At 65.1% G+C, this 22930-nt stretch carries 24 protein-coding genes and 1 tRNA gene; 17 read left to right on the top strand and 8 right to left on the bottom strand.

Annotated features, from left to right (window positions below):
• Window positions 1–525: 525 nt before the first annotated feature.
• Window positions 526–1776 (bottom strand): Gfo/Idh/MocA family protein, encoded by a 1251-nt coding sequence (locus tag NUW50_RS14890; protein WP_258289923.1) that lies wholly within the window; start codon window positions 1774–1776, stop codon window positions 526–528.
• A 279-nt stretch (window positions 1777–2055) separates the two neighbouring features.
• Between NUW50_RS14890 and NUW50_RS14885 the strand changes: the two genes are divergently transcribed.
• The 13 genes from NUW50_RS14885 (at window position 2056) to NUW50_RS14825 (ending at window position 15103) form a co-directional block, all read left to right on the top strand.
• Complete coding sequence (locus tag NUW50_RS14885; RefSeq protein WP_258289922.1) at window positions 2056–3336, top strand: ABC transporter substrate-binding protein; 1281 nt, start codon at window positions 2056–2058, stop codon at window positions 3334–3336.
• A 6-nt stretch (window positions 3337–3342) separates the two neighbouring features.
• Window positions 3343–4296 carry a carbohydrate ABC transporter permease gene (locus NUW50_RS14880; RefSeq protein WP_258289921.1) on the top strand — a complete coding sequence of 318 codons (954 nt, stop codon included), beginning with the start codon at window positions 3343–3345 and terminating at the stop codon, window positions 4294–4296.
• On the top strand, window positions 4293–5141 hold the full coding sequence (locus NUW50_RS14875; protein WP_258289920.1) for a carbohydrate ABC transporter permease: 849 nt from the start codon (window positions 4293–4295) through the stop codon (window positions 5139–5141). Before NUW50_RS14880 ends, NUW50_RS14875 begins: the two co-directional genes overlap by 4 nt.
• 76 nt (window positions 5142–5217) lie before the next feature.
• Window positions 5218–6306 (top strand): Gfo/Idh/MocA family protein, encoded by a 1089-nt coding sequence (locus NUW50_RS14870; RefSeq protein WP_258289919.1) that lies wholly within the window; start codon window positions 5218–5220, stop codon window positions 6304–6306.
• The gene (locus NUW50_RS14865) at window positions 6299–7384 is read left to right on the top strand and encodes an ABC transporter ATP-binding protein (protein WP_258289918.1); all 1086 of its coding nucleotides are present in this window, start codon (window positions 6299–6301) and stop codon (window positions 7382–7384) included. Before NUW50_RS14870 ends, NUW50_RS14865 begins: the two co-directional genes overlap by 8 nt.
• 201 nt (window positions 7385–7585) lie before the next feature.
• Window positions 7586–8305, top strand: coding sequence for a transporter substrate-binding domain-containing protein (locus NUW50_RS14860; protein WP_258289917.1), 720 nt, complete (start codon window positions 7586–7588; stop codon window positions 8303–8305).
• Window positions 8306–8504: 199 nt separating this feature from the next.
• Window positions 8505–9185 carry a trypsin-like serine peptidase gene (locus NUW50_RS14855; RefSeq protein WP_258289916.1) on the top strand — a complete coding sequence of 227 codons (681 nt, stop codon included), beginning with the start codon at window positions 8505–8507 and terminating at the stop codon, window positions 9183–9185.
• Window positions 9186–9483: 298 nt separating this feature from the next.
• A complete protein-coding gene (locus tag NUW50_RS14850) occupies window positions 9484–10413 on the top strand; it encodes an ABC transporter permease subunit (protein ID WP_258289915.1) in 930 nt (309 codons plus the stop codon).
• The gene (livM, locus tag NUW50_RS14845) at window positions 10413–11810 is read left to right on the top strand and encodes a high-affinity branched-chain amino acid ABC transporter permease LivM (protein ID WP_258289914.1); all 1398 of its coding nucleotides are present in this window, start codon (window positions 10413–10415) and stop codon (window positions 11808–11810) included. Before NUW50_RS14850 ends, livM begins: the two co-directional genes overlap by 1 nt.
• Window positions 11810–12766 carry an ABC transporter ATP-binding protein gene (locus NUW50_RS14840; protein WP_258289913.1) on the top strand — a complete coding sequence of 319 codons (957 nt, stop codon included), beginning with the start codon at window positions 11810–11812 and terminating at the stop codon, window positions 12764–12766. Before livM ends, NUW50_RS14840 begins: the two co-directional genes overlap by 1 nt.
• Window positions 12763–13488 carry an ABC transporter ATP-binding protein gene (locus tag NUW50_RS14835; RefSeq protein WP_258289912.1) on the top strand — a complete coding sequence of 242 codons (726 nt, stop codon included), beginning with the start codon at window positions 12763–12765 and terminating at the stop codon, window positions 13486–13488. Before NUW50_RS14840 ends, NUW50_RS14835 begins: the two co-directional genes overlap by 4 nt.
• Before the next feature lie 15 nt (window positions 13489–13503).
• A complete protein-coding gene (locus NUW50_RS14830; protein ID WP_258289911.1) occupies window positions 13504–13848 on the top strand; it encodes a DUF6867 family protein in 345 nt (114 codons plus the stop codon).
• Window positions 13849–14002: 154 nt separating this feature from the next.
• Complete coding sequence (locus NUW50_RS14825) at window positions 14003–15103, top strand: branched-chain amino acid ABC transporter substrate-binding protein (RefSeq protein ID WP_258289910.1); 1101 nt, start codon at window positions 14003–14005, stop codon at window positions 15101–15103.
• Window positions 15104–15203: 100 nt separating this feature from the next.
• Here NUW50_RS14825 and NUW50_RS14820 read toward each other — a convergent pair whose 3' ends face one another.
• The 7 genes from NUW50_RS14820 to pdxH form a co-directional block, all read right to left on the bottom strand.
• Window positions 15204–16244 carry a hypothetical protein gene (locus NUW50_RS14820; protein WP_258289909.1) on the bottom strand — a complete coding sequence of 347 codons (1041 nt, stop codon included), beginning with the start codon at window positions 16242–16244 and terminating at the stop codon, window positions 15204–15206.
• Window positions 16207–16476: an acyl carrier protein gene (locus tag NUW50_RS14815; RefSeq protein ID WP_258289908.1), complete on the bottom strand. Its 270-nt coding sequence runs from the start codon at window positions 16474–16476 to the stop codon at window positions 16207–16209. The genes NUW50_RS14820 and NUW50_RS14815 overlap by 38 nt, the downstream gene beginning before the upstream one ends.
• The gene (locus tag NUW50_RS14810; RefSeq protein ID WP_258289907.1) at window positions 16473–17420 is read right to left on the bottom strand and encodes a hypothetical protein; all 948 of its coding nucleotides are present in this window, start codon (window positions 17418–17420) and stop codon (window positions 16473–16475) included. Before NUW50_RS14810 ends, NUW50_RS14815 begins: the two co-directional genes overlap by 4 nt.
• 164 nt (window positions 17421–17584) lie before the next feature.
• A tRNA-Pro gene (locus NUW50_RS14805) sits at window positions 17585–17661 on the bottom strand.
• Window positions 17662–17775: 114 nt separating this feature from the next.
• Window positions 17776–18258 carry a DUF192 domain-containing protein gene (locus tag NUW50_RS14800; RefSeq protein ID WP_258289906.1) on the bottom strand — a complete coding sequence of 161 codons (483 nt, stop codon included), beginning with the start codon at window positions 18256–18258 and terminating at the stop codon, window positions 17776–17778.
• Window positions 18255–18785, bottom strand: coding sequence for a cold-shock protein (locus NUW50_RS14795; protein WP_258289905.1), 531 nt, complete (start codon window positions 18783–18785; stop codon window positions 18255–18257). The genes NUW50_RS14800 and NUW50_RS14795 overlap by 4 nt, the downstream gene beginning before the upstream one ends.
• A gap of 127 nt (window positions 18786–18912) precedes the next feature.
• Window positions 18913–19539 carry a pyridoxamine 5'-phosphate oxidase gene (gene pdxH / locus NUW50_RS14790; RefSeq protein ID WP_258290159.1) on the bottom strand — a complete coding sequence of 209 codons (627 nt, stop codon included), beginning with the start codon at window positions 19537–19539 and terminating at the stop codon, window positions 18913–18915.
• Between the two features lie 149 nt (window positions 19540–19688).
• Here pdxH and fabI point away from each other — a divergent pair, with 149 nt between their 5' ends.
• From fabI to NUW50_RS14770, 4 genes are read left to right on the top strand one after another with little or no spacing between them, the layout of a single operon-like run.
• Window positions 19689–20504: an enoyl-ACP reductase FabI gene (gene fabI / locus NUW50_RS14785; protein WP_258289904.1), complete on the top strand. Its 816-nt coding sequence runs from the start codon at window positions 19689–19691 to the stop codon at window positions 20502–20504.
• Window positions 20505–20534: 30 nt separating this feature from the next.
• Window positions 20535–21149: a LysE family translocator gene (locus NUW50_RS14780; RefSeq protein ID WP_258289903.1), complete on the top strand. Its 615-nt coding sequence runs from the start codon at window positions 20535–20537 to the stop codon at window positions 21147–21149.
• 32 nt (window positions 21150–21181) lie between these two features.
• On the top strand, window positions 21182–21703 hold the full coding sequence (gpt, locus tag NUW50_RS14775; RefSeq protein ID WP_258289902.1) for a xanthine phosphoribosyltransferase: 522 nt from the start codon (window positions 21182–21184) through the stop codon (window positions 21701–21703).
• Window positions 21704–21719: 16 nt separating this feature from the next.
• Window positions 21720–22922, top strand: coding sequence for an aminotransferase (locus NUW50_RS14770; protein WP_258289901.1), 1203 nt, complete (start codon window positions 21720–21722; stop codon window positions 22920–22922).
• Window positions 22923–22930 lie beyond the last annotated feature (8 nt).

Genomic DNA, 22930 nt, shown 5'->3' with positions numbered 1-22930 from the left:
TATATCTTGTGGCCCGCCGTTCAGCCCTCACAAACTGGCGTAGGTGGACCCAAGAGGTCAACGCCGATTTTGGATTTTCCACAAGTTTTAGCGCTTGACCATCGGGGCCGATCTGGGGCGCCCGCGGGGGCTCGCGAGTCGGCCTGCCCCGGCGCGGAACGGCCCGCCCAAAGGGGGCAGAGAAAAAGCCCAAGGGATCGGCTGGTTTACGCCGGAAAGTTGAGAACGCGGATGAAGTGACAACGCCACCGGGAACGGTCCGGGGACGGTTCGAGGAGGCGCGGCAAGGCTGCAACAGCGCGGCAGAAGCGCCACAATAATCGGGCCGCATGGCGACACCCCCGGCCGGGTCGGTGCCAGGCACGGCGAATCTTCAGGCAGAAACCAAGGGGGGTCGCACAATATATGGTGGATGCCGGAACAGCATCCACTACCTATGCCAGCGACAAAGGGCGCGGGACTCGGAGGTCGGCTGAAGGCAGGCCCGGACCGCCTGCCCCGTCATCCCCAGACCGGGGCCGCCCGCTACCCGCGATCTGGGCCGAAGCGGCTGGAGAGTTCCGAAATTTTGACCGGCCGTTTCTGGTCCACGCTCATGGCCGCCGCCACCCCGGTCAGAACCGATGCCGCCCCGGCGCGGGCGCCCGCCCGCTGGCTCAGCGGATCATTGGCATCCGGCGTGAACAGCGATGCGTGCAGCAACGGATCGCCGCCGAAATGGCCGCCCGGCCCATGCTGGACCACCAGCCGCTCGACCGAGCGATCGGTGCCGAGCACCAGGATCTCGTCCTGCCCCTTCGGCGCATCGAAGGCCTGCTTTTCGTACATCCGGCACTCGATCCGGCCATGGGTGCCGTTGAAGGCGACGTGATAGCCCTCGATCGGCATATAGGCGTTCAACGAATAGCTGACCTGCACGCCGTTGGCATAGCCGATCGCCGCCGTCATCGTGTCCCAGATGTCGATGTCCTCGCGGAACACGCAGGCATCGCGAACATAGCCATCCTCGGACGAAGGCGCCTCGTAGAGATCCTCGAGCCATTCGTTGGCATGCATGTCGAAGTAGAAATCGCATTCACCGGCATGCGGGCAACCGGTGCACCGGGTCGAGCGGAACGTCCCGTTGCGGCCGTATCTGCGCAAGGCGCCCTGCGCGTAGACCTGGTCGGGGTCGCTGTCGATCCACCAGTTCAGCAGGTCGAAGTGATGCGTCGCCTTGTGCACGAACAGGCTTCCGGAATGGCGCCGGTAGGCGTGCCAGCGGCGGAAGTAGTCGGCGCCGTGGCGGGTGTCGAGATACCAGTGGAAATCCACCTCGGTCAGCGTCCCGATCCGTCCCGACGCCAGAAGTTCGCGCAGTTTGCGCGAGGTCGGGGCAAAGCGGTAGTTGAAGGCGACATCCACCTTGCGGCCGGTCCGCTCCTCGGCGGCAAGGATGCGTTCGCAGTCCTCCGCCGTGGTCGCCATCGGCTTTTCGGTGATCACGTCGATGCCGCGCTCCAGCGCATCGACGATGATGTCGGCATGAGTGTCGTCGCGGGTGCAGACCACCAGCGTATGCGGGTCGGACTGCTTCAGCATGGTGTCGAGATCGGTCGACAGGACCGGGTCTCCGGGAAGTCGGGCCGCGGCGGCCGCCAGGCGGCCGGAATTCAGATCGGTCAGCCCGACCAGTTCCACCATGTCCGATTGAGTTTCAAGGACGTCACGGCCCCAAGTGCCGGTTCCACGGTGCCCCGTGCCGACGATCGCCATCCGGCGCTTGTTGGTTGCCACCGGTTCTGCTCCATTGCGATGTAAGTAACAAGTCGGTTACTATGCCCGCCCCGAAAGACTGTCAAGCGACCAGCCCCCGGGGCCGCGGCATGCCAAGGAACACAGGCGCCCCGGTTTCGCGGCACGCGCATTCCTTTTTTTTTCTGGTCCTCGAATTCCTGCGCCATCGAGCATGCTTGCCCGGATATAACTATTAAGTTACTTGTTAGACTCAGCACGTAACGCTTCGACTGTTAGCGCAACCGGAGAGGACAAACACGTGCAACATGGGAGGACTATATGACCAACAAGATGAACCGCCGCACATTTGGCGGCCTTCTCCTCGGTGGCGCAGCCGCCTCGACCCTGGCGTCCGTGGGTGCCTACGCGGCCGATGGCAGCGTGCGCCTGATCTGGTGGGGCAACCCCGAGAGAGACAAGCGCACCAATGCCGTTGTGGACATGTTCCAGAAAGCCACAGGCGCAGAGGTCCTGCCCGAAACCTACGCCTGGGGCGACTACTGGCAGAAGCTGGCCACCCAGGCCGCCGGCAAGAACCTGCCGGACGTGATCCAGATGGATTACCGCTACATCTTCGAATGGGCCCGCCGCGGCCAGCTCGCCGCGCTGGATGAGTTCGTCGGAAACGGCATCGACCTCTCCGACTACGACCCAAACCAGCTTGCCTCGGGCAAGGTCGATGGCAAGCTCTACGGGATCTCGTTGGGCGCCAACTCGATGAGCCATGTCTACAACAAGACGGTGCTGGACAAGATCGGTGTCACCCTGCCCGATCAAACGACCTGGACGACCGACGACTTTGTCCAGATCGGCAAGGATCTGAAGGGCAAATTGCCCGAAGGCATGTATTTCACCGAGAATATGGGCCAGTACGAGCCGCGTCTGCAGACCTGGATGCGCTCGAAGGGGAAAGACCTCTACACCGCCGAAGGCAAGCTGGCCTTCGACGAGGCCGATCTGGCCGAATTCTTCACCTACTGGAAGATGGTGCAGGACGAGGGTCTCTCGCCGCCTGCCGACCTTCAGGCGCAGGATTCCGGCAAGATGGAAGAATCGATGATGGCCACGGGCCATGGTCTGTTCAACTTCCTGCATTCCAACCAGCTCGTCGCCATGCAGAAGCTCGTCCCCGACGAGATCGATATCGTGATGATCCCGAACAACGGCCCCCATGCGGGTCAGTACCTGAAACCGTCGATGTTCTTCTCGATGGCCGAAGGTTCGCAGGACAAGGCCACCGCAGCGGCGTTCATCAACTACTTCGTCACCAGCAACGAGGCCAACAACGTCCTGCTGATCGAGCGCGGCGTGACCGGCGACGCTTCGGTGCGGGCCGAGATTCTGCCCAAGCTGAACAAGACCGAGCAGAAGATCATCAACTACCTGAACGTCGTCTCGACCCATGTCAGCCCGCTGCCGCCGCCGCCGCCGCAGAACGCCGGCGAAATCGACCGCGCGCTGCGTCCGGCCTGGGATGAAGTGGCCTTCGGCCGCATCGGTCCGGAAGAGCAGGCCAAGGCATTCTACGCGAATGCCAAATCCATCCTCGAACGTACCTGAGCCACCGTGGCTAATCTAAGTGAGACCTCGGGCGGGCATTCCATGCCCGCCCGCCAGGGCCGCCTCGTCCGCTTCTGGCGCCGCAATGGTGCCGGCTACATGTTTCTCCTGCCCTGGCTGATCGGCTTCTTCGGCCTGACTCTCGGGCCCGCTCTCGCGTCGCTCTACCTCTCCTTCACGAACTACGACCTGCTGCGGCCTCCGCAGTGGACCGGCCTCGACAACATCAAATACGCGCTGTTCAACGACGTGAAGCTGCGCCATTCGCTGTCGGTCACCTTCCAGTATGTGATATTCGGCGTACCGATGCGCCTAGCGGTCGCACTGGGGCTGGCAATGATCCTCGACCGTTCGGTGCGCGGGGTCGGCTTCTACCGCGCCGCCTTCTACCTGCCGTCACTCCTTGGCGCCTCGGTAGCGATCTCGGTGATGTGGCGGCAGCTCTTCGGTGCAGAGGGCCTGATCAATACGCTCCTGTTCCTCGCCACCGGCTGGCAAGGGCCAAGCTGGATATCGCATCCCGACTATGCACTCTGGACGCTCATCGCACTGAACGTCTGGCAGTTCGGCTCGCCGATGATCATATTCCTCGCCGGGCTGCGGCAGATCCCCGAGGACCTCTACGAGGCCGCCTCGATGGACGGCGCCTCGGGTTGGCGGCAGTTCCGGAAGATCACCCTGCCGCTCCTGGCGCCGGTGATCTTCTTCAACCTCGTCCTGCAGACCATCGAGGCATTCAAGGCCTTCACCCAAGCCTACATCATCTCGGGCGGACAGGGCTGGCCGGCGGATTCGACCCTGTTCTACTCGCTCTATCTCTACATCGAAGCCTTCGCCAATTTCCGCATGGGCTACGCGTCCTTGCTGGCATGGATCCTGCTGCTGATCATCGGCGCGTTCACCGCCCTGGCTTTCTGGACCTCGAAATACTGGGTCTACTACGAGGACGAATCGCGATGAACCGGCGCGCAAGAAAGATCGGAAACCAGATCTTCCGCCATGTCGTGCTGTCGACGGCGGCGGTGGTGATGCTTTTCCCGCTGCTGTGGTTGATCATGTCGGCCTTCAAGCCCGACAGCATGATCTTCAGCCATCCGCTGGCACTGCCCGAAAAGCTCGACTTCTCGGCATTCGTAAACGGATGGACCGAGCTCAGGGTGTCGTTCACGACATTCTACAAGAACTCGTTCATCATCGCCGGCCTGGCGGTGGTGGGCAACCTGATGGCCTGTTCGCTGACCGCCTTTGCCTTTGCCCGCCTCAAGTTCTGGGGACGGTCGGTCTGGTTCGCGCTGATGCTGGGGACATTGATGCTGCCCTACCACGTCACTCTGGTGCCGCAGTACATCATGTTCCTCAAACTCGGCTGGGTCGGCAGCTACCTGCCCCTGATCGTGCCCAAGTTCCTGGCCGTCGATGCGTTCTTCATCTTCCTGATGGTGCAGTTCTTCCGCGGCATCCCGCGCGAGATCGACGAGGCGGCGACCATGGACGGCTGCGGACCCTGGCGGATCTACTGGAAGATCATGCTGCCGCTCTCGACCCCGGTGCTGGCGACCGCCGCGATCTTCTCGTTCATCTGGACCTATGACGATTTCCTCGGACCGCTGATCTATCTCAACGACCCGCGCAAATTCACCGTGCCGCTTGCCCTGCGGGCCTTCGTTGACGGATCGGGCGGCGAAAGCCTGTATGGCGAGCTCTTCGCGATGTCCACGCTGTCGCTGGTCCCGGTCTTCATCGTCTTCCTGGCCTTCCAGAGGCTGATCATCCGGGGCGTGGCACTGGGAGCGCTGAAGCGATGACGGCTCGCAATACCCTCATGGCACGGACGCCCGAGGCGCCCGTGTGTTCCACCCATCCCGTTCAGGAGGCTTCGCGATGAGTCGTCTCAAGGTCGGCGTCGTCGGTTCCGGCATCGGCGCTTCGCATATCGAGGCGTTCCAGTCCCTGCCCGATCTCTATGAGGTCACCACCCTCTGCGACATCGACGCGAAACGCGGCGCGGAGGTGCAGGCCCGCTTCGGCATTCCGGCGCTGGACCTGTCCTTCGACGACATGCTGAAGCGCGATCTCGACCTCGTGGATATCTGCACCCCGGCGGCACTGCACTTTCCGCAGACAACCCAGGCGCTGGAGGCCGGATTCGACGTCATCGTCGAAAAGCCTGTCGCGCGGGCGCTGGCCGAAATGGACGCGCTGGCCGCGACGGCGGCGAAGGCCGGCCGCCGGGTCGCGCCGATCTTCCAGTATCGTTTCGGCCACGGCATCCAGAAACTGCACCACCTGATCGGCAAGGGCCGGGCCGGGCGGCCGTTGATGGCCACGGCCGAGACGCATTGGCTGCGCAAGGCGCCCTATTACGAGGCCGCCCGCTGGCGCGGCACCTGGGACGGCGAGACCGGCGGCACTTTCGCCAGCCATGCGATCCATATCCACGACCTGCTCTGCGAGGTCATGGGCCCGATCGAGAGCGTCCACGCCCGGGCCTCGAACCGGCAGAACGGCAACGAGACCGAGGATACCGGCACGCTGTCGCTGAAATTCACCTCGGGCGCCTTCGCCACCTCGTCGATCACGCTCGGCTCGCGCCAGCAGATGTCGCGCCTGCGCTTCGTCTTCGATGATCTGGTCGCGGAATCGGGGCTGGCCCCCTACAATCCGGGGCACGAGCCCTGGACCTTCCCCGACGACGACGCCGAGGCGGCCCGTGCGACCGAAGAGGCGCTGGCCGATTTCGAACCGCAGCCCGAACGTTTCCCGGGGCTGTTCACGCGGCTTCATGCCAGCCTGACCGGAGATGCGCCGATGCCGGTGACACTGGACGACGCGCGCAGGTCGATCGAACTGCTCACGGCGGTCTACTGGTCGGCCCATTCCGGCGAGACCGTAACGCTGCCGATTCCGGCGGATCACCCCTTTTACAACGGCTGGATGCAGACAATGAAGAAAGTTGGATTTGATGGCTGACCTGCAGCTGAAGAAAGTCGTCAAGCGTTTCGGCGCGGCCGAAGTGATTCATGGCATCGACCTCGAGATCGCGGACGGCGAGTTCGTTGTCTTCGTCGGGCCTTCCGGCTGCGGCAAGTCAACCTTGCTGCGGATGATCGCCGGGCTGGAAGAGATCTCGGACGGCGAGATCCTGATCGACGGCGAGGTCATGAACAATGTCTCGGCGGCCAAGCGCGGTCTCAGCATGGTGTTCCAGTCCTATGCGCTCTACCCGCACATGAGCGTACGCAAGAACCTGGCCTTCGGGCTCGAGACCATGAAGGTGCCCAAGGCGCAGATCAACGAACTGGTCAGCAATGCCGCGGAGATCCTTCAGATCAACGAGTTGCTCGACCGCAAGCCGGGCCAGCTGTCCGGCGGGCAGCGTCAGCGGGTGGCCATCGGCCGGGCCATCGTGCGCGAGCCCCGGATCTTCCTGTTCGACGAACCGCTGTCGAACCTCGACGCGGAACTGCGGATGCAGATGCGGGTCGAGATCAACCGCCTGCACCGGCGTCTTGGCGCGACGATGATCTTTGTCACCCACGATCAGGTCGAGGCGATGACCCTGGCCGACCGGATGGTGGTGCTCAGGAAGGGTGTGGTGGAACAGGTCGGCAGCCCGCTCGACCTCTACAACCACCCCGCCAACATGTTCGTCGCCGGTTTCATCGGCAGCCCGCGGATGAATTTCCTCAAGGGCCGGGTCGGCGAGGTCGACGGCCGGCAGGCGACCCTGGAGCTGGACGTCGGCCGCAAGGTGCAGACCACCTTCGCCGAGCCGCCCAGGCCCGGCCAGCCGATCACCCTGGGCGTCCGGCCCGAGGACCTGATCGCGGCGGCGCCGGACGAGGCGCTGCTGAGCGGCGAGGCGCAGATCACCGAACAACTGGGAGGCGAGACATATGTCTATATCTCCCTCTCGGACGGCAGCATGATCACCGTCGAGATCAAGGGGCAGGCCGGGGTCAAGGCCGGCGAGCGGCTGGACCTGGCCATTGCCGATGGCAAGTTCCATGTCTTCGGCGAGGACGAGGCGGTGATCCACCACGGTTGAGCCGGGCCGGAACCGGTTTGACGGGGCGACCGCTCTCCACGCAGTCCCCCGCAGTTCCCCTGCCCCATGGCCGAGACGATACGCGTTCCGAAAGGGCCGCGGCCTGCCGACGGCTGGTCGAATGGCTCTTTCGGTCCTCATTCAAAGCGTCTAGACGACTCAACCGGAGCGGGTATTCCCGCAGGAACACGGAGACCTTGAATGAAGCACCTTCTTATTGCCGCGGCGCTGTCCGTGGCGGCAACCGCCTGTCAGGCTCAGACTGTCCGGATCGGAACCGAAGGCGCCTTTCCCCCCTACAGCTTCATCGACGACTCCGGCGAGATTGCCGGCTTCGAAAAGGACCTCGGCGACCGGCTGTGCGAGATGACGGGTCTCACCTGCGTCTGGGTCACCAACGACTGGGACTCGATCATCACCAATCTGGTCTCGGGGAATTACGACCTGATCCTGGCCGGCATGACGATCTCGGACGAACGTGAGGCCATCATCGACTTCTCCGAACCCTATCTGCCGCCGGCGCCTTCGGCCTTCGTCGCATTGGACCCGGATGCCGACACGGCCACGGGGCTGATCGCGGCCCAGGCCGGAACGGTTCACGCCAGCTATGTCGCCGAAACCGATGCGGTCCTGCTGGAATTCGCGACCCCGGACGAGGCGGTGGCCGCGGTGCGCAACGGCGAGGTTGATGCCGCAATTGCCGACAAGGATTACCTTGCGCCTCTGGTCGCGGAATCCGGTGGCGAACTGGTCTTCGTCGGCAAGGAGCTGCCGCTCGGAAAAGGGATGGGCATCGGGTTCCGGAAAACCGATTCCGAGCTGAGGGCGACCTTCGACGAGGGCCTTGCCCGGATGAAGGCGGATGGCTCGATCAACGAACTCATCGTGAAGTGGTTCGGCCCCGACGCCCAGACCTGGTGATGCAGGCAGCCGGCGCGGCGCCCCGGGGCGCCCGCCGGGTCTGCCGCACATTGACCGCCCAGGGAACGGTTCCGGTCCGAGAAAGCTCTTCACGCGCGGCACGCCGGGATGCGAGACTTGGCGGCACGGTGGCGGGCCGCATCGGACCGGATGCTGCGACCCGTTCCGGAGATGCGGAGGACTCGAAAGGGGGATCGGAATGGCGCGGAAATGGTGGTTCACCGGCGCGGCGCTGCTGAACCTTCTGGCGGGTTCGTCGGCGGCGCAGGAAACGCCGGCAGCGATCGGGCGGATCAGCTATGGCGCGACGCCCCCGGCCGGGGCGGCGGTCTGCACCGGGGTGCTGGTGGCGTCCGACCTGGTGCTCACCGCGCGGCATTGCCTGGAAAGCCTGACATCGACCCCCGCGACGGTGCGCTTCGCTGCAGGTCTCTCGGACGGGCACAGCGCCGCGCTTGCGCAGGGGGCCGAGGTGATCCTGTCAGAGACCCCGGTGGGCGCGAATCAGGCGCATGACGTCGCGCTGCTGAGACTGGCCGATCCGGTCCCGGCAGGGCGCGTGACACCGCTGGCCCTGTCCGACCCGGCGCTTGCGCAATGGCTGCCGCTGTTCAGCGTGATCGCCTATCGCAGGGACAGCCCGGCGCAGGCAGAGCGGCAGGACGATTGCAGCCTCTCGGCGACGCTGCCCGACATGCTGGCCCTCTCCTGCCCGGTGGTTTCGGGCTATTCCGGGGCACCGGTCCTGGCATGGGACGGCACCGACTGGCGCATTCTGGCCGTCATGGTCGCATCGGTTTCGGGGGCCAGGGCCCATTCGCTGGCGGCACTGGTTCCGCCCGATCTGCGCGCAAGGATCACGGAAGCCGCACCGCGCTGAAACCGGCAGCCCGTCCGGTGCCCGCCGGCTGACAGGCCATCGGGTGCCGATGCCGACGCCCCCGGAGCGGCATCCGGATTGGTCCCACAAATCCGGCCCCTGTCCGATCGCGCCGCATTGGCCGATCTGCGCCTCTTCTTTTCCCGGATCATTTCCGGGCCATGCCGACAAAATGTCGCGGGTCAAAACCGGCAAATTTCGAGATCAGAGGCTATTGCAATCTGAATACGTCGGCCTAAGAGTCGTCGCGAAAGAACAAAGGGCGCGACCCAAGAGACGTCCACAGAGAGGTGCACCAGTGGAATATTTTGTGCAGCAGTTGGTCAACGGACTGACGCTGGGAAGCATCTATGGTCTGATCGCGATCGGCTATACGATGGTTTACGGCATCATCGGCATGATCAACTTCGCTCATGGCGATATCTTCATGATCGGGGCGTTCATCGCGCTCTCGACCTTCCTCCTGCTCACCACGATCCTTGGCATCAGTTTTCTGCCGCTGGTGCTTCTGGTCGTTCTGGTGGTCTCGATGGCCTTCACATCAGCCTGGGGCTGGACGGTCGAACGCCTGGCCTACCGGCCGCTGCGAGGATCGTTCCGGCTGGCGCCGCTGATCACCGCGATCGGCATGTCGATCGTGCTGCAGAACTTCGTCCAGGTCAGCCAGGGCGCCCGGGTGAAGCCGCTGCCGCCGCAGATCACCGGGGGCATCACCCTGATGGAAGGGTCCAGCGCCAACGGCACGATCCAGGCCCAGCTCTCCTACATGCAGATCATCATCATCGCCACGACGCTGGTACTGATGGTGGGCTTCTCGCTGCTGATCTCGCGCACCCCGCTGGGCCGGGCGCAGCGGGCCTGTGAACAGGACCGCAAGATGGCCGCGCTGCTGGGCGTCAATGTGGACCGCACGATTTCGCTGACCTTCATCATGGGCGCCGCGCTGGCCTCGGTCGCCGGCCTGATGTTCATGTTGCTCTACGGCGTCATCGACTTCTACATCGGCTTCCTCGCCGGGGTGAAAGCCTTTACCGCCGCCGTCCTGGGCGGGATCGGTTCCCTGCCCGGCGCAATGCTGGGCGGGCTGCTGATCGGCCTGATCGAGGTCTTCTGGTCGGCCTATTTCACCGTGGAATACAAGGACGTCGCGGCGTTCTCGATCCTCGCCATCGTGTTGATCTTCATGCCGTCGGGCCTGCTCGGCAAGCCCGAGATCGAGAAAGTCTGATGGCGTCCACATCCGAGACCGCTGGCACCGGAACCAGCGGCGCAGTCCCCCAGCCGGAGCGGGAGACCCGGCTGGCCAGGGCCTTGCGGGAATCGGTGATCGCCGCCGGCCTGACGGCGATCCTCGGCTTCTTCTTCCTGGCCCTCCGGACCGAGATCGAAACCGGCGGGCTGGTGCTGTCGACCCGCTGGGGATTGTGGCTTGCCGCCATCGGCATCGTCTTTGTCGGGCGGCTGGCCTTGAACCTCTTCGTCTTCGGACGGCTGGGCGCCACGACCCGGCGCAAGCCGGCCACGACCGGCGCCGGCTTCCCGGTGGCCAAGGTGCTGACCTGGGGCCTGCTGATCTTTGCCATCGTGCTGCCGTTCTTCTTCACTATCGTGTTCCCGCAGCGCGACCGGCAATATATCGACCTCGCCATCCTGATCATGACCTACATCATGCTGGGCTGGGGGCTGAACATCGTTGTCGGCCTCGCCGGGCTGCTCGACCTCGGCTATGTCGCCTTCTACGCGGTGGGCGCCTATTCCTTCGGCCTCTCGGCGCAGTACCTCGGCTTCGGCTTCTGGACCGCGCTGCCGCTGGCCGGGCTGCTGGCGGCAAGCTGGGGAATGATCCTCGGCTTTCCGGTGCTGCGGCTGCGCGGCGACTACCTGGCCATCGTCACGCTGGCCTTCGGCGAGATCATCCGGGTCGTCCTGCTGAACTGGACCGATTTCACCGGCGGGCCGAACGGCGTCTCGGGGATCCCGAAACCGACGATCTTCGGCTGGGAACTGGGTCGGAGGGATGGCAGCTTCAACGACCTCATCGGCGTCCCCTACGATCCGATCCAGCGCTTCATCTTCCTCTACTACATCATCTTCGGCCTGGCGCTGCTGACCAACTTCGTCACCATGCGGCTGCGCCGCCTGCCGATCGGCCGCGCCTGGGAAGCGCTGCGCGAGGACGAGATCGCCTGCCGCTCGCTGGGCATCAACACCCGCAACACCAAGCTCAGCGCCTTCTCGATCGGCGCCATGTTCGCAGGGTTCGCCGGGTCGTTCTTTGCCACGCGGCAGGGCTTCATCTCGCCGGAAAGCTTCACCTTCCTGGAATCGGCGATCATCCTGGCCATCGTGGTCCTGGGCGGTCTCGGGTCGCAGATCGGCGTGGTCATTGCCGCCATCGCGATGATCGGCGGGATCGAGGTGCTGCGGAATCTCGACTTCCTCAAGGCCATCTTCGGCCCCGATTTCGAGCCGACCCAGTACCGGATGCTGATCTTCGGACTGGCCATGGTGATCATCATGGTCTGGAAGCCACGCGGCCTGGTCTCGACAAGGGAACCCACGGCAACGCTGCGCGAGAAGAAGCGCATCTCTTCCGATGTCGTCGCACAGGGGGAGGGTCACTGATGACGGATACCCCCAACCACCGCTGGCTCGACGATCCAATCCTGACGGTCGAGCATCTGACGATGCGCTTCGGCGGCCTGATCGCGATCAACGACCTGTCCTTCAGCATCGGACGCGGCGACATCACCGCGCTGATCGGCCCCAATGGCGCCGGAAAGACCACGGTCTTCAACTGCGTGACCGGGTTCTACAAGCCGACCGAGGGCCGGATCGTGATGCGCCACGGCAAGGGCGCCCAGGAGGCGGCCGTGGCCCAGGCGACCGAGAGCGGCGAGAAATGGCACCGCGATGCCGGTGGCGCCGTGTTCCTGCTGGAACGGATGCCCGACCACGAGATCGCGCAGCGGGCCAAGGTCGCGCGGACCTTCCAGAACATCCGCCTGTTCGGCGGCATGACGGCACTGGAGAACCTGCTGGTGGCCCAGCATGACCGGCTGATGGTGGCCTCGGGCTATTCGATCGGCGGCATCTTCGGCCTGCCCGGCTATCGCAGGGCGGAAAAGGAGGCGACCGAAAAGGCGGTCTACTGGCTCGACAAGGTCGGCCTGCTCGACCGCGCCGACGGCCCGGCGGGCGACCTGCCCTATGGGGCCCAGCGGCGGCTGGAAATCGCCCGATCGATGTGCACCGATCCGCGCATCCTCTGCCTCGACGAACCTGCCGCAGGCCTGAACCCGCGTGAATCGGCCGAACTGAACGAACTGCTGCGTTACATCCGCGACGAGCATGACACATCGATCCTGCTGATCGAGCACGACATGGGCGTGGTGATGGAGATTTCCGACCATGTCATCGTTCTGGACTACGGCGAGAAGATCTCGGATGGCGATCCGGCCCAGGTGAAGGCCGATCCCAAGGTCATCGCCGCCTATCTCGGGGTGGATGATGAAGCCGAAATCGACGTGCCCGAGGTCCGTGCCGACCTATCGAGCGCGCGCAAGGAGGGCGAGGCATGAGTGAACCGCTGCTCTCGACCCGGGATGTCCACACCTATTACGGCAAGATCATTGCCCTGCGCGGTGTCGATATCGACGTTCATGCCGGCGAGATCGTCACCATGATCGGCGCCAACGGGGCCGGCAAATCGACCCTGATGATGACGATCTGCGGCAACCCGCATCCGCGGCAGGGCCAGATCGTCTATGACGGCCGGGACATCACCATGATGCCGACGCACGAGATCATGCGGCTCGGCATCGCCCAGTCACCCGAGGGGCGGCGCATCTTCCGCGCCATGACGGTGCTGGAGAATCTCCAGATGGGGGCCTCGCTGGTCGACCCGAAGTATTTCGACAGCGATCTCGAGAAGGTGTTCCATCTGTTCCCGCGCCTGAAGGAGCGTATCAAGCAACGCGGCGGCACCATGTCGGGTGGCGAATTGCAGATGCTGGCGATTGCCCGCGCGCTGATGAGCCGGCCCAAGCTGCTGTTGCTGGACGAACCGTCGCTCGGTCTGGCGCCGCTGGTCGTGAAGCAGATCTTCGACGCGATCCGCGAACTGAACCAGAGCGAGGGGCTGACCGTCTTTCTGGTCGAACAGAACGCCTTCCACGCGCTGAAACTGGCGCATCGGGCCTATGTCATGGTCAACGGCAAGATCACCATGAGCGGCACCGGCGCCGAACTGCTGGGCCGCGAGGACGTGCGCGCGGCCTATCTGGAAGGTGGCGGACATTGATCGGGGAAACGCGGCATGAGTAATCTGATCTGGGAAGAGGGTCTGGGCGCATTCCTTCTGGTGACAATCGCATTGGGCGGCGGCTCGGCCTGGATGACCGGTCGCGCCGTGGCCCAGGGGTGGGATTCGATCGCCAGGCTGGCAATCTATATCGTGCTTCTGTCCTGCGCGGTGCGTTTCATCCACTTTGCGCTTTTCGACGGCACGCTTGTCAGCCTTCACTATTACGCCGTCGATTTCGTCATTCTCCTGGCGATCGGCATTCTGGCGCGGCAATTCACCCGCGCCGGGCAGATGGCCTCGCAATACGGGTTTGCATTTCGCCGCATCGGCCCGCTTGGATGGGGTCGGAAAGGATAGAGTTTCAGATGGCATCGCGGGATGCGTTCACTTCCGCCCCGTTTTGCGCTTTCATTCCGGACAGGAGCCGTGAAACGGCCCGTCCAAGTGGCACGGAAACAGCCGGCACCCTGTTCCGCGCCTCGAAAACCAGGGTGTTGCCAAGGGAGATGACATGAAAAGAGTTCTACTGACCGGAGCCGCGTTGGGCGCCCTGCTCGCCGCGCCGGCTTTTGCCGAGATCAAGATTGCGGTGGCAGGCCCGATGACCGGGCAATATGCCTCGTTCGGGCAGCAGATGAAGGCCGGCGCCGAGCAGGCCGTGGCCGACATCAACGCCAATGGCGGCGTCAACGGCGAGATGCTGGAACTGGTCGTCGGCGATGACGCCTGCGACCCGAAACAGGCCGTCGCGGTGGCGAACCAGTTCGCCGGTGAAGGCGTCGTCTTCGTTGCCGGGCACTTCTGCTCGGGGTCCTCGATCCCGGCCTCGGCGGTCTATGCCGACGAGCTGATCGTCCAGATCTCGCCGGCCTCGACCAACCCGAAGTTCACCGACGAACGCCCTGGCGATGGTGTCTTCCGGGTCTGCGGTCGTGATGACCAGCAGGGCCTGGTGGCCGGGAAGTACCTGATGGATCACTTCCCCGACAAGAAAATCGCCTTCATCAACGACAAGACGGCCTATGGTGCCGGTCTAGCCGACGCGACCCAGGCCGCCTACGAGGCCCTGGGCGGCACCCCGGCCCTGGTCGAAAGCTACACCGCCGGCGAGAAGGACTATTCCGCGCTGGTCTCGAAGCTGAAGCAGGCCGGCGTCGATGTGCTCTATGTCGGCGGCTACCACACCGAAGCCGGCCTGATGAAGCGCCAGATGCAGGAACAGGGGATGGACACCATCCTGATGTCGGGCGACGCGCTGGTCACCGACGAATACTGGGCGATCACCGGTGACGCCGGCGAAGGCACGCTGATGACCTTCTCGCCCGATCCGCGTCTGAACCCGGAAGCCAAGCCGGTGGTGGACGAGCTGCTGGCGGCGGGCAAGACCGCCGAGGGCTATGCGCTCTACACCTATGGCGCGATCCAGGTCTGGGCCGCCTCGGCAGCCGCCGCCAACTCCACCGATTACGACCCGGTGGTGAAGGCGATCAGCGAAGGCCAGTTCGACACCGTGCTGGGCAGCCTGGAGTTCGACGAGAAGGGCGACGTCACCCTGCCGGGCTATGTCATGTATGTCTGGCATGACGGAAAATACGGCTACGTCGACGAGTAACGAGTAGTCCGCAAATCCCGGATTGACCGGGTCCGGCCCGGCGCCCTCCCAGGCGCCGGGCCTTTTCATTGTCGCGGGACTCCGCATGCCCTGTCGGGGTCTACCGCTTCGGCCGGGCCACCCTTCCCCTGCCCCGGCCGGTCAAACGGGCAAGCCGACGCTTCAGACCGGCCCGCAGCCGCGGCCCCCATGTCCGGCCGATGACGACCGGCGGCGCCGCGGCATCGCGGTCTCTCGGCAGCGGAGCTTCGAGAAGCAGCCCCAGAAACGCCGCCAGTTCGCCGATCGCCCAGAACCGGGCGATCAGGTTGTGCTCTGCGATCCCGGCGAAGGCCACGCGGCGGCCGGCACCAAGCGCCTCCATCCGGCCGGCGGCTTCGACATCGAAGCCGCAGCCGTCGGCATAGACAAGCAAGCCCCGGTGCGGCCGGTGCCGCAGACAGTCGCAGAACGGATCGAAGGCCGGCCCCACCTCGCGGCCCAGGATCAGCATGATGTCGTCATGGGTAAGCCGGGTTCCCAGGCCGATGGCGCGTTCGGCCCCCAGCCAGAAGCCGCTGCGCAGGGCCGCCGTCGCCCCCATCGAATTGCCGATCGTCACCAGCCTGCGATAGCTCTCCGGCCGGAACCGTGTGCGAAGCCTCGCGACGAGTGCGGCGAAATCGGGGGCGAAGCTGCTGATCCCGAACCGGAAGGTCCGTTGCAGCGGATCGCGCAGCATCACCACATCGGTGCGCGCCGCGTCCAGCGCCTGCAGGATGTTACCCACCGGCAGGCCGAGCTGCCCGCTCATCCCGCCGAAACCGATGATCAGCGTCTTCCCGGCAGCCGGGTTGCCATCGCTGTAGAAGCTGACGTCCGGGCCAAGGTCGTCGCGCCGAAACGGCTGCAAGGACCGGGCCGCGCGCAGGTCCGCAAAGGATCGGCGCCGCAGCAGCGCCTCGCGGTCCGGGTGGTCCGAGGCCGCCAGCGCCCGGCCGAAACCCGCCATTTCCACGGGCGTGAAGTATTTCTCCATTTCGGTGACCGCCTTGAGCGCCCCCCTGCCCCGGGCCGCGTGAAACGCGGTGACCAGCGGGTCATCCGGGGCCCGGGCATCGCCGTCACCCATCTGCAGCGGGACCGATACGCTGTTCGACATAGCTTATCAGGCTGTTCAGCGTCTCCTGCTCCACGACCTCGTCATCGTCGATCTCGATGTCGAAGGCTTCCTCGATCAGCATGATGGTCTCCATCCGCGACAGGCTGTCGATGTCGAGATCGTCCAGCTTGATGTCCTCCCCCGCGACAAGCGCCTTGGCAAAGGCCGGGTTCCCCCTGACGTTGATCGTCTTGTCCAGTGCATTCACTACGACCGTCCTGACACTCGTCATTCTGTGGCAATCTCCAGCATGAGTATTTGAGGGATATGAAAGACGTCGTCGCGGCGCAGCGCATAGTCGCACACCCGCACCCGCGCCGAACTCTGCGCCAGACAGGCCGAGAGCGCGCTCCACAGGTCCAGCGTCAGTGCGCGGCCAAGGCAAAGATGCGCCCCGGACCCGAAGAAGCCGAGCCGGGCCCGCGGGTCTTCGGCGGCTTCCAGCCTGGTCAGCTGCGCCCGGACCGTATCGCCTTCGGCATGGGTCTCACCGCCCACGCTGACCTGCTTCAGCGCGATCCGGTCGATATAGGGCACGCCGGTGCGTGTCGGCACCTCGGGCCAGTCCAGCGCCGACCAGGCGCCGCCCTCCTGCGCCCTTGCCAGGTCATGCAGGGTGCAGCCGAAGGTGCCCATCATCGCGTCGCGGCCAAGGATCGCCAGCGCCAGCTTCAGCCCCACGATGTCGTCACCGGCATCGGGAAAGGCCCGCCGCAACCGCGACACCAGATCGCCGAGTTCCCGCTCCATCCGGCGCCGCTTCGCGACCCCCAGGGTCTGGCTGAAGATGCGGCTGATCAGGTCGTAGTCGCCCATGTCGATCGGCATGCCGACGAGAATCGACAGCGTATCCGAGGTCAGCGGCCGGATGACCTCTTCCATGACCTCGACACGCCCCGCCCGGCAGAGCACGGCACAGCGCTCTTCGACCATCGCGGGGATCGCCTCCCGCAGCGCCGGGGTCCGGTCCGCAATCAACCCCGCCGCCGCCCGCCGGATTTCGGCATGGGAGCCGCGCCCCTGACACAGCGGCACGCTGTGCAGGGCGAAGAGCGTCGAGGACAGGTCGATGCCCAGCCGCTCGGACAGGGCCGAGACCCGCAGCGCATAGGGCACCACATCCAGATGACTGGACTTCAGGATGTCCCGCGGGTCGGTGGAGATTTCGCAATGCATGGCCAGCCGGTCGTCCAGATCAGATGTTGCGCCATGTTAGACGTTTTTCTCGCCGAACGACACCGATGCGCGCGCATGTCCCCGCCCGCTCCGGATGGGTCCGGCGACCGGCAAGTAAGCCCCCCGGACCCGGACACTGCACCTGCGCGATCACCAATGGGGAATGGTCGGGGCGGCGGGATTCGAACTCGCGACCTACGGCACCCAAAGCCGTCGCGCTACCAGGCTGCGCTACGCCCCGACGCGGCACCCATAGCGCCCCGCCCCCGGGTTGGGAAGCCCCGGCCGGCGAGATTTGCCGGGCATCCGGCCAGGGAGACGAAAAAGGTCATGCGTGGGTCGAAGGGGCCGGCCCTCAGTCGCAGGGCCAGGCGGCCTCGGCCTGATCCAGCCGCGGATGCCGCAGTTCACTGCCCGGTTCGATGCCCAGCCGCGCGGCCAGGCCGCCGTTGATCTCCAGTACCATCTGCACCGGAACCCCCGACGGAATCGAAGTCCGGTCCAGCGGCCGGGCATTCGCATGCACGGTCTGCACCACGCCATGCGAGTCGATGAACAGCATATCCAGCGGAATCAGGGTGTTTTCCATCCAGAAGGCCACCGGCTGTTCCCTGTCATAGATGAACAGCATCCCGTGGCTGGCGGCCATCTTGTCGCGGTTCATCAGGCCCAGGGCGCGTTCCTCGACCGTGTCCGCGATCTCGACCGAGAACCGGGCCTTCCCATGCGGTCCCCGCAGGTCCACCCGGTCCTCAGCGCAGCTCCCGGCGCCGGCCTGCCCGGCGGTGCCGCCAGCAAGGCCCAGCAGGATCAGCGCAAGAACCGCCCTGCGGATCATGACCCCTGTTCGGCGACGCTGGCATCCCAGGCCAGAACCTGCCCTGCCATCAACCCACGTCGTCCCTCGATCACCCGCAGCGCCACCGCCTCGCCGGCCTGCAACTCGGCCAGGCCCGAGCGGCGCAGCACTTCTGCATGGATGAACACGTCCTCGGGCTTGCCCCAGACATTGGCAAAGCCGAATCCCTTGCCGCGGTCGAACCACTTGACCCGCGCCGCCACCATCTCGACTTCGGACAGATCGAGATCGGTGAGATCCTGAAGATCGCCTTGCGGCGCCGTATCGGGGCGCTCCGGCAGGGTGATCTCGAGCACCTCGACCGCCTGCGCACCACGCGCCGTGTCCTGCACGATCAACGTCACCCCGGCACCATCGGCCACCGACCCCTGACCGAAGTTCCGAAGCACATTGGCATGCAAAAGAATGTCTCTCGGTTCGCCTTCTGCGACCACGAAGCCGAAGCCCTTGGTCGAGTCGAACCACTTCACATGTCCCGAGACCTTGCGGGCAACTTTGTCGTTCATAGTCACGTCGTCATGTCCACGCGGCGCCTGATTTTTAGCCGAACCCTCATGAATCCCTCGTATACCTTTCAGGATAATGCCGGGATTTCAAGTGATTATCACCCACGGCTGAAATTAATCGGCTTGCCTACGGGTTCAACCTGCAGATTTCCCATTGCCTGTCCTCCCCCTCCTGCCCGGTTTCCGCCGCTCGTCGCGTCCAGCGGAACCGGTCATGCAGGCGGAACTCTCCATCGGCCCAGAACTCGATCTCGACCGGTTCGATCCGGAACCCGCCCCAGAACGGTGGCCGCTTGGGGTGGAGTCCATGTTTCACGCCGGCGGCCGCGACCGCCTTCACAAGTTCGGCCTTCGAGCCGAGCGGTCGCGACTGCTGCGAGGCCCAGGCGCCGATCCGGCTGCCCAGGGCACGCGAGTTGTAATAGGCATCCGCCGCCGCGCCGTCTTCCCGGGTCACGGTGCCGCGAAACCGCAGCTGACGGCGCAGGCTCTTCCAGTGCAGCACCATCGCGGCCTTGCCGCTGGCGGCAATCTCCCGGCCCTTGGCGCTCTCGTAGTTCGTGTAGAAGACGAAGTCGTGGTCGGTGATCTCTTTCAGAAGCACCATGCGGACATTGGGCATCCCGCTCGGGTCGACCGTGGCCAGCGCCGCGGCATTCGGATCGTTCGGTTCGGTCCGGCCGGCCTCGGCCAGCCAGTCCCGCGCTATGCGGAACGGGTCGTCACCTGCAAAGATCCCCGACCTGTCGACCATCATACACCTGTTTCAATACGAATCGCCTACGCGGTTACAGAAGCACGAGCAAGGGCTACCTCGCGTAGGGCACCGCTTGATGCAAGTTCCTTAATGGCCTAAACGGGCCGAACGGTCCTGAGGCCGATAACAATTGCGAGGGCTGGAAAATGAACATCATGGCGGGCAAGCGCGGCCTGATCATGGGACTTGCCAACGACAAGTCCATCGCCTGGGGCATCGCCAAAGCGCTGCGCGGGGCCGGGGCCGAGATGGCGTTTTCCTATCAGGGCGAACAGCTCAAGAAACGGGTCGATCCACTGGCCGCCGAAGTCGGCTCGAACCTCGTCATCGAATGCGATGTCGGCGACGAAGCCTCGATCGATGCGTTGTTTGCAAGGCTGAAGGACGAATGGGGCACCATCGACTTCCTGGTCCACGCGATCGGCTTCTCGGACAAGTCCGAGCTGCGCGGTCGTTATGTCGATACCAGCCGCGGCAATTTCCAGATGTCGATGGACATCTCGGTCTATTCCTTCACCGCCGTCTGCCAGCGCGCCTCGGCGATGATGCCGAACGGCGGCAGCCTGCTGACCCTGACCTATTACGGCGCCGAGCGGGTGATGCCGCATTACAACGTGATGGGCGTGGCCAAGGCCGCGCTGGAGGCATCGGTGCGCTATATCGCCGAGGATCTCGGCAAGGACGGCATCCGCTGCAACGCGATCTCGGCCGGGCCCATCAAGACCCTGGCCGCCAGCGGCATCGGCGATTTCCGCTACATCCTGAAGTGGAATGAATACAACTCGCCCCTGCGCCGCAACGTCAACCAGGACGAGGTCGGCAAGTCGGCGCTCTACCTGCTGTCGGACCTCGGCTCGGGCGTGACCGGCGAAACCCATCATGTCGATTGCGGCTATCACGTCGTCGGCATGAAGGCGGTGGATGCGCCGGACATGGGCAAGGCTGGTGGAGCCGGCGAGTGACCCTGTCCGGGGCCCGGCGGTGAGGTCCGGATGACCTGGGCTGCGTTCCTGACCGTGGTGGCGATCCACCTCGCGGCAGCGATGAGCCCCGGCCCCTCTTTCGTGGTCTCGGTGCGGGTTTCGGCCGCCGAGGGTTTCCGCACCGGCGCGGCGCTGGCGCTCGGCTTCGGGTTGGGCGCGTTTCTCTGGGCAACGGCCGCGATGGCCGGCCTGGCGCTGCTGTTCCAGGTCATCCCCGAGATCTATCTCGGTCTCAAGCTGATCGGCGCCGGCTTCCTGCTCTGGATCGCCTATATGCTCTGGCGCCATGCCGCCGAGCCGCTGCCCGCCCCCGAGGCCGGCGCCGCGCCTCGCGGCGCCCTGGCGGCGATGCGCTTCGGCCTGCTGACCTTCGCGACCAACCCCAAGACCGCGGTCTTCTTCAGCGCCGTCTTCGTCGGGCTGATCCCGGCCGACACCCCGCTGGGCTGGCGACTGGCGGTGCTCGCGGCGGTCTTCACCAACGAAGTGCTCTGGTATCTGGTGGTGGCCCGCGTCTTCTCGCTTTCGGCCCCGCGCAACATCTATCTGCGGCTCAAGCGCTGGCTCGATCGCGCCTTCGGGGCGCTGATCGCCGCGCTGGCGCTGAAAATCGGCCTCACATAATGTCCGCCTGACCCCAACCCCCGGAGCCTGCCATGCCCAAACGTCCCGACCGCCCAGACCGGCTACCCCATGAAAAGGGCTTTCACGTTTCATGGGACCAGATTCACCGCGACAGCCGGGCCCTGGCCTGGCGGCTGGATGGCCATGGCCCGAACGACGGCGCCTGGAAGGCGGTGGTGGCGATCACCCGCGGCGGCATGGCCCCGGCGATGATCGTGGCCCGGGAGCTGGACATCCGCACCGTCGACACGGTCTCGGTCAAGAGCTACGACCACCAGAAACAGGCCGAGGCCACGATCCTGAAGGCGCCGGACGCGATCATGATGGGCGACGGCACCGGCATCCTGATCGTCGATGATCTGGTCGACAGCGGCAAGACGCTGGAACTGGTGCGGACGCTCTATCCCAAGGCGCATTTCGCCACCGTCTACGCCAAGCCCAAGGGCCGGGCGATGGTCGATACCTTCATCACCGAAGTCTCGCAGGACACATGGATCTTCTTCCCCTGGGACATGGCCCTGCAATATGTCGAGCCCTACCGGGGCAAGGACTGAGCCCGGCCCGGCCCCGATGCCGCCCTTCAATCCCCGCCTGCTGGCCAGCGATCCGCCCGCGGTGATCGAAGCCCTGCGCTGGCTGGACGGCGTGCGGTTTCCGCCCGACCGGCCCTTGATGATGTTCTCCCAGGCCGCCCCCGCGGCGCCGCCGCCCGAGCCCCTGCGCCGCGCCCTGGCCGAGATCGTGATGAACGACCCTGCCGCGCATCTCTACGGCCCCGACCTCGGCCTGCCCGAGTTGCGCGCCGAACTGGCCGCGACCACGGCGCGGCGCTATGGCGGCACGATCCGGGCCGATCAGGTTGCGATCACCTCGGGCGCCAACCAGGCCTTTACCGCCGCGGTCAGCTCTCTGGCCGGGGAAGGGGATGAAGTTCTTCTTCCAACCCCTTGGTATTTCAATCACAAGATGCATTGCGACATGACCGGGGTCCGGGCCGTTCCGCTGCCGACCGGCGCCACGCTGATCCCCGATCCGGGCCGGGCCGAAACGCTGATCACCGAACGCACCCGCGCCATCGCGCTGGTCACCCCGAACAATCCCGGCGGCACGGAATATCCGGCCGAGGTGCTGCGGGCGTTCCGCGATCTGGCCCGGGCGCATGGTCTGGCGCTGATCCTTGACGAGACCTATCGCGACTTTCACGCCCGCCCCGGCCCGCCGCACGATCTCTTTGCCGACCCGGATTGGGACGACACGCTGATCCATCTCTATTCCTTCTCCAAGGCCTACCGCCTCACCGGGCACCGGGTCGGGGCGATGATCGCCTCGGCCGAGCGGCTGACCCAGGTCGAGAAATACATCGACACGGTCACGATCTGCCCGAACCAGCTGGGCCAGCGGGCGGCGCTCTGGGGGCTGCGGAATCTCGACACCTGGCTGGCCGGCGAGCGTGACGAGATCCTGGCCCGCCGCGCCGCAATGGAACAGGGCCTTGCCGCCCTGCCCGGCTGGCGCCTTCTGGGGCTCGGCGCCTATTTCGCCTATGTGCGGCATCCCTTCGCCCTGTCCAGCCCCGAGGTCGCGCAGCGGCTGGTCCGCGACGCCTCGATCCTGCTTCTGCCCGGCACCATGTTCCGCCCCGCGACCCAGCCGGAAGGCAGGCAGGAATTGCGCATCGCCTTCGCCAATGCCGACCGCGACGGAATTGCCGAACTCTTCGACCGGCTGGCCGGGGTCAACCTGCCGCTTGCCCCTGCGCCAGAAGCCCTTTAGACAACCGC

Origin of the sequence: Frigidibacter sp. ROC022, from assembly GCF_024723735.1 — a bacterium.
Lineage (GTDB): Bacteria > Pseudomonadota > Alphaproteobacteria > Rhodobacterales > Rhodobacteraceae > SLM-1.
The sequence above is the reverse complement of the archived record's forward strand: the minus strand, read 5'-3'. Positions and strand labels throughout refer to the sequence as shown.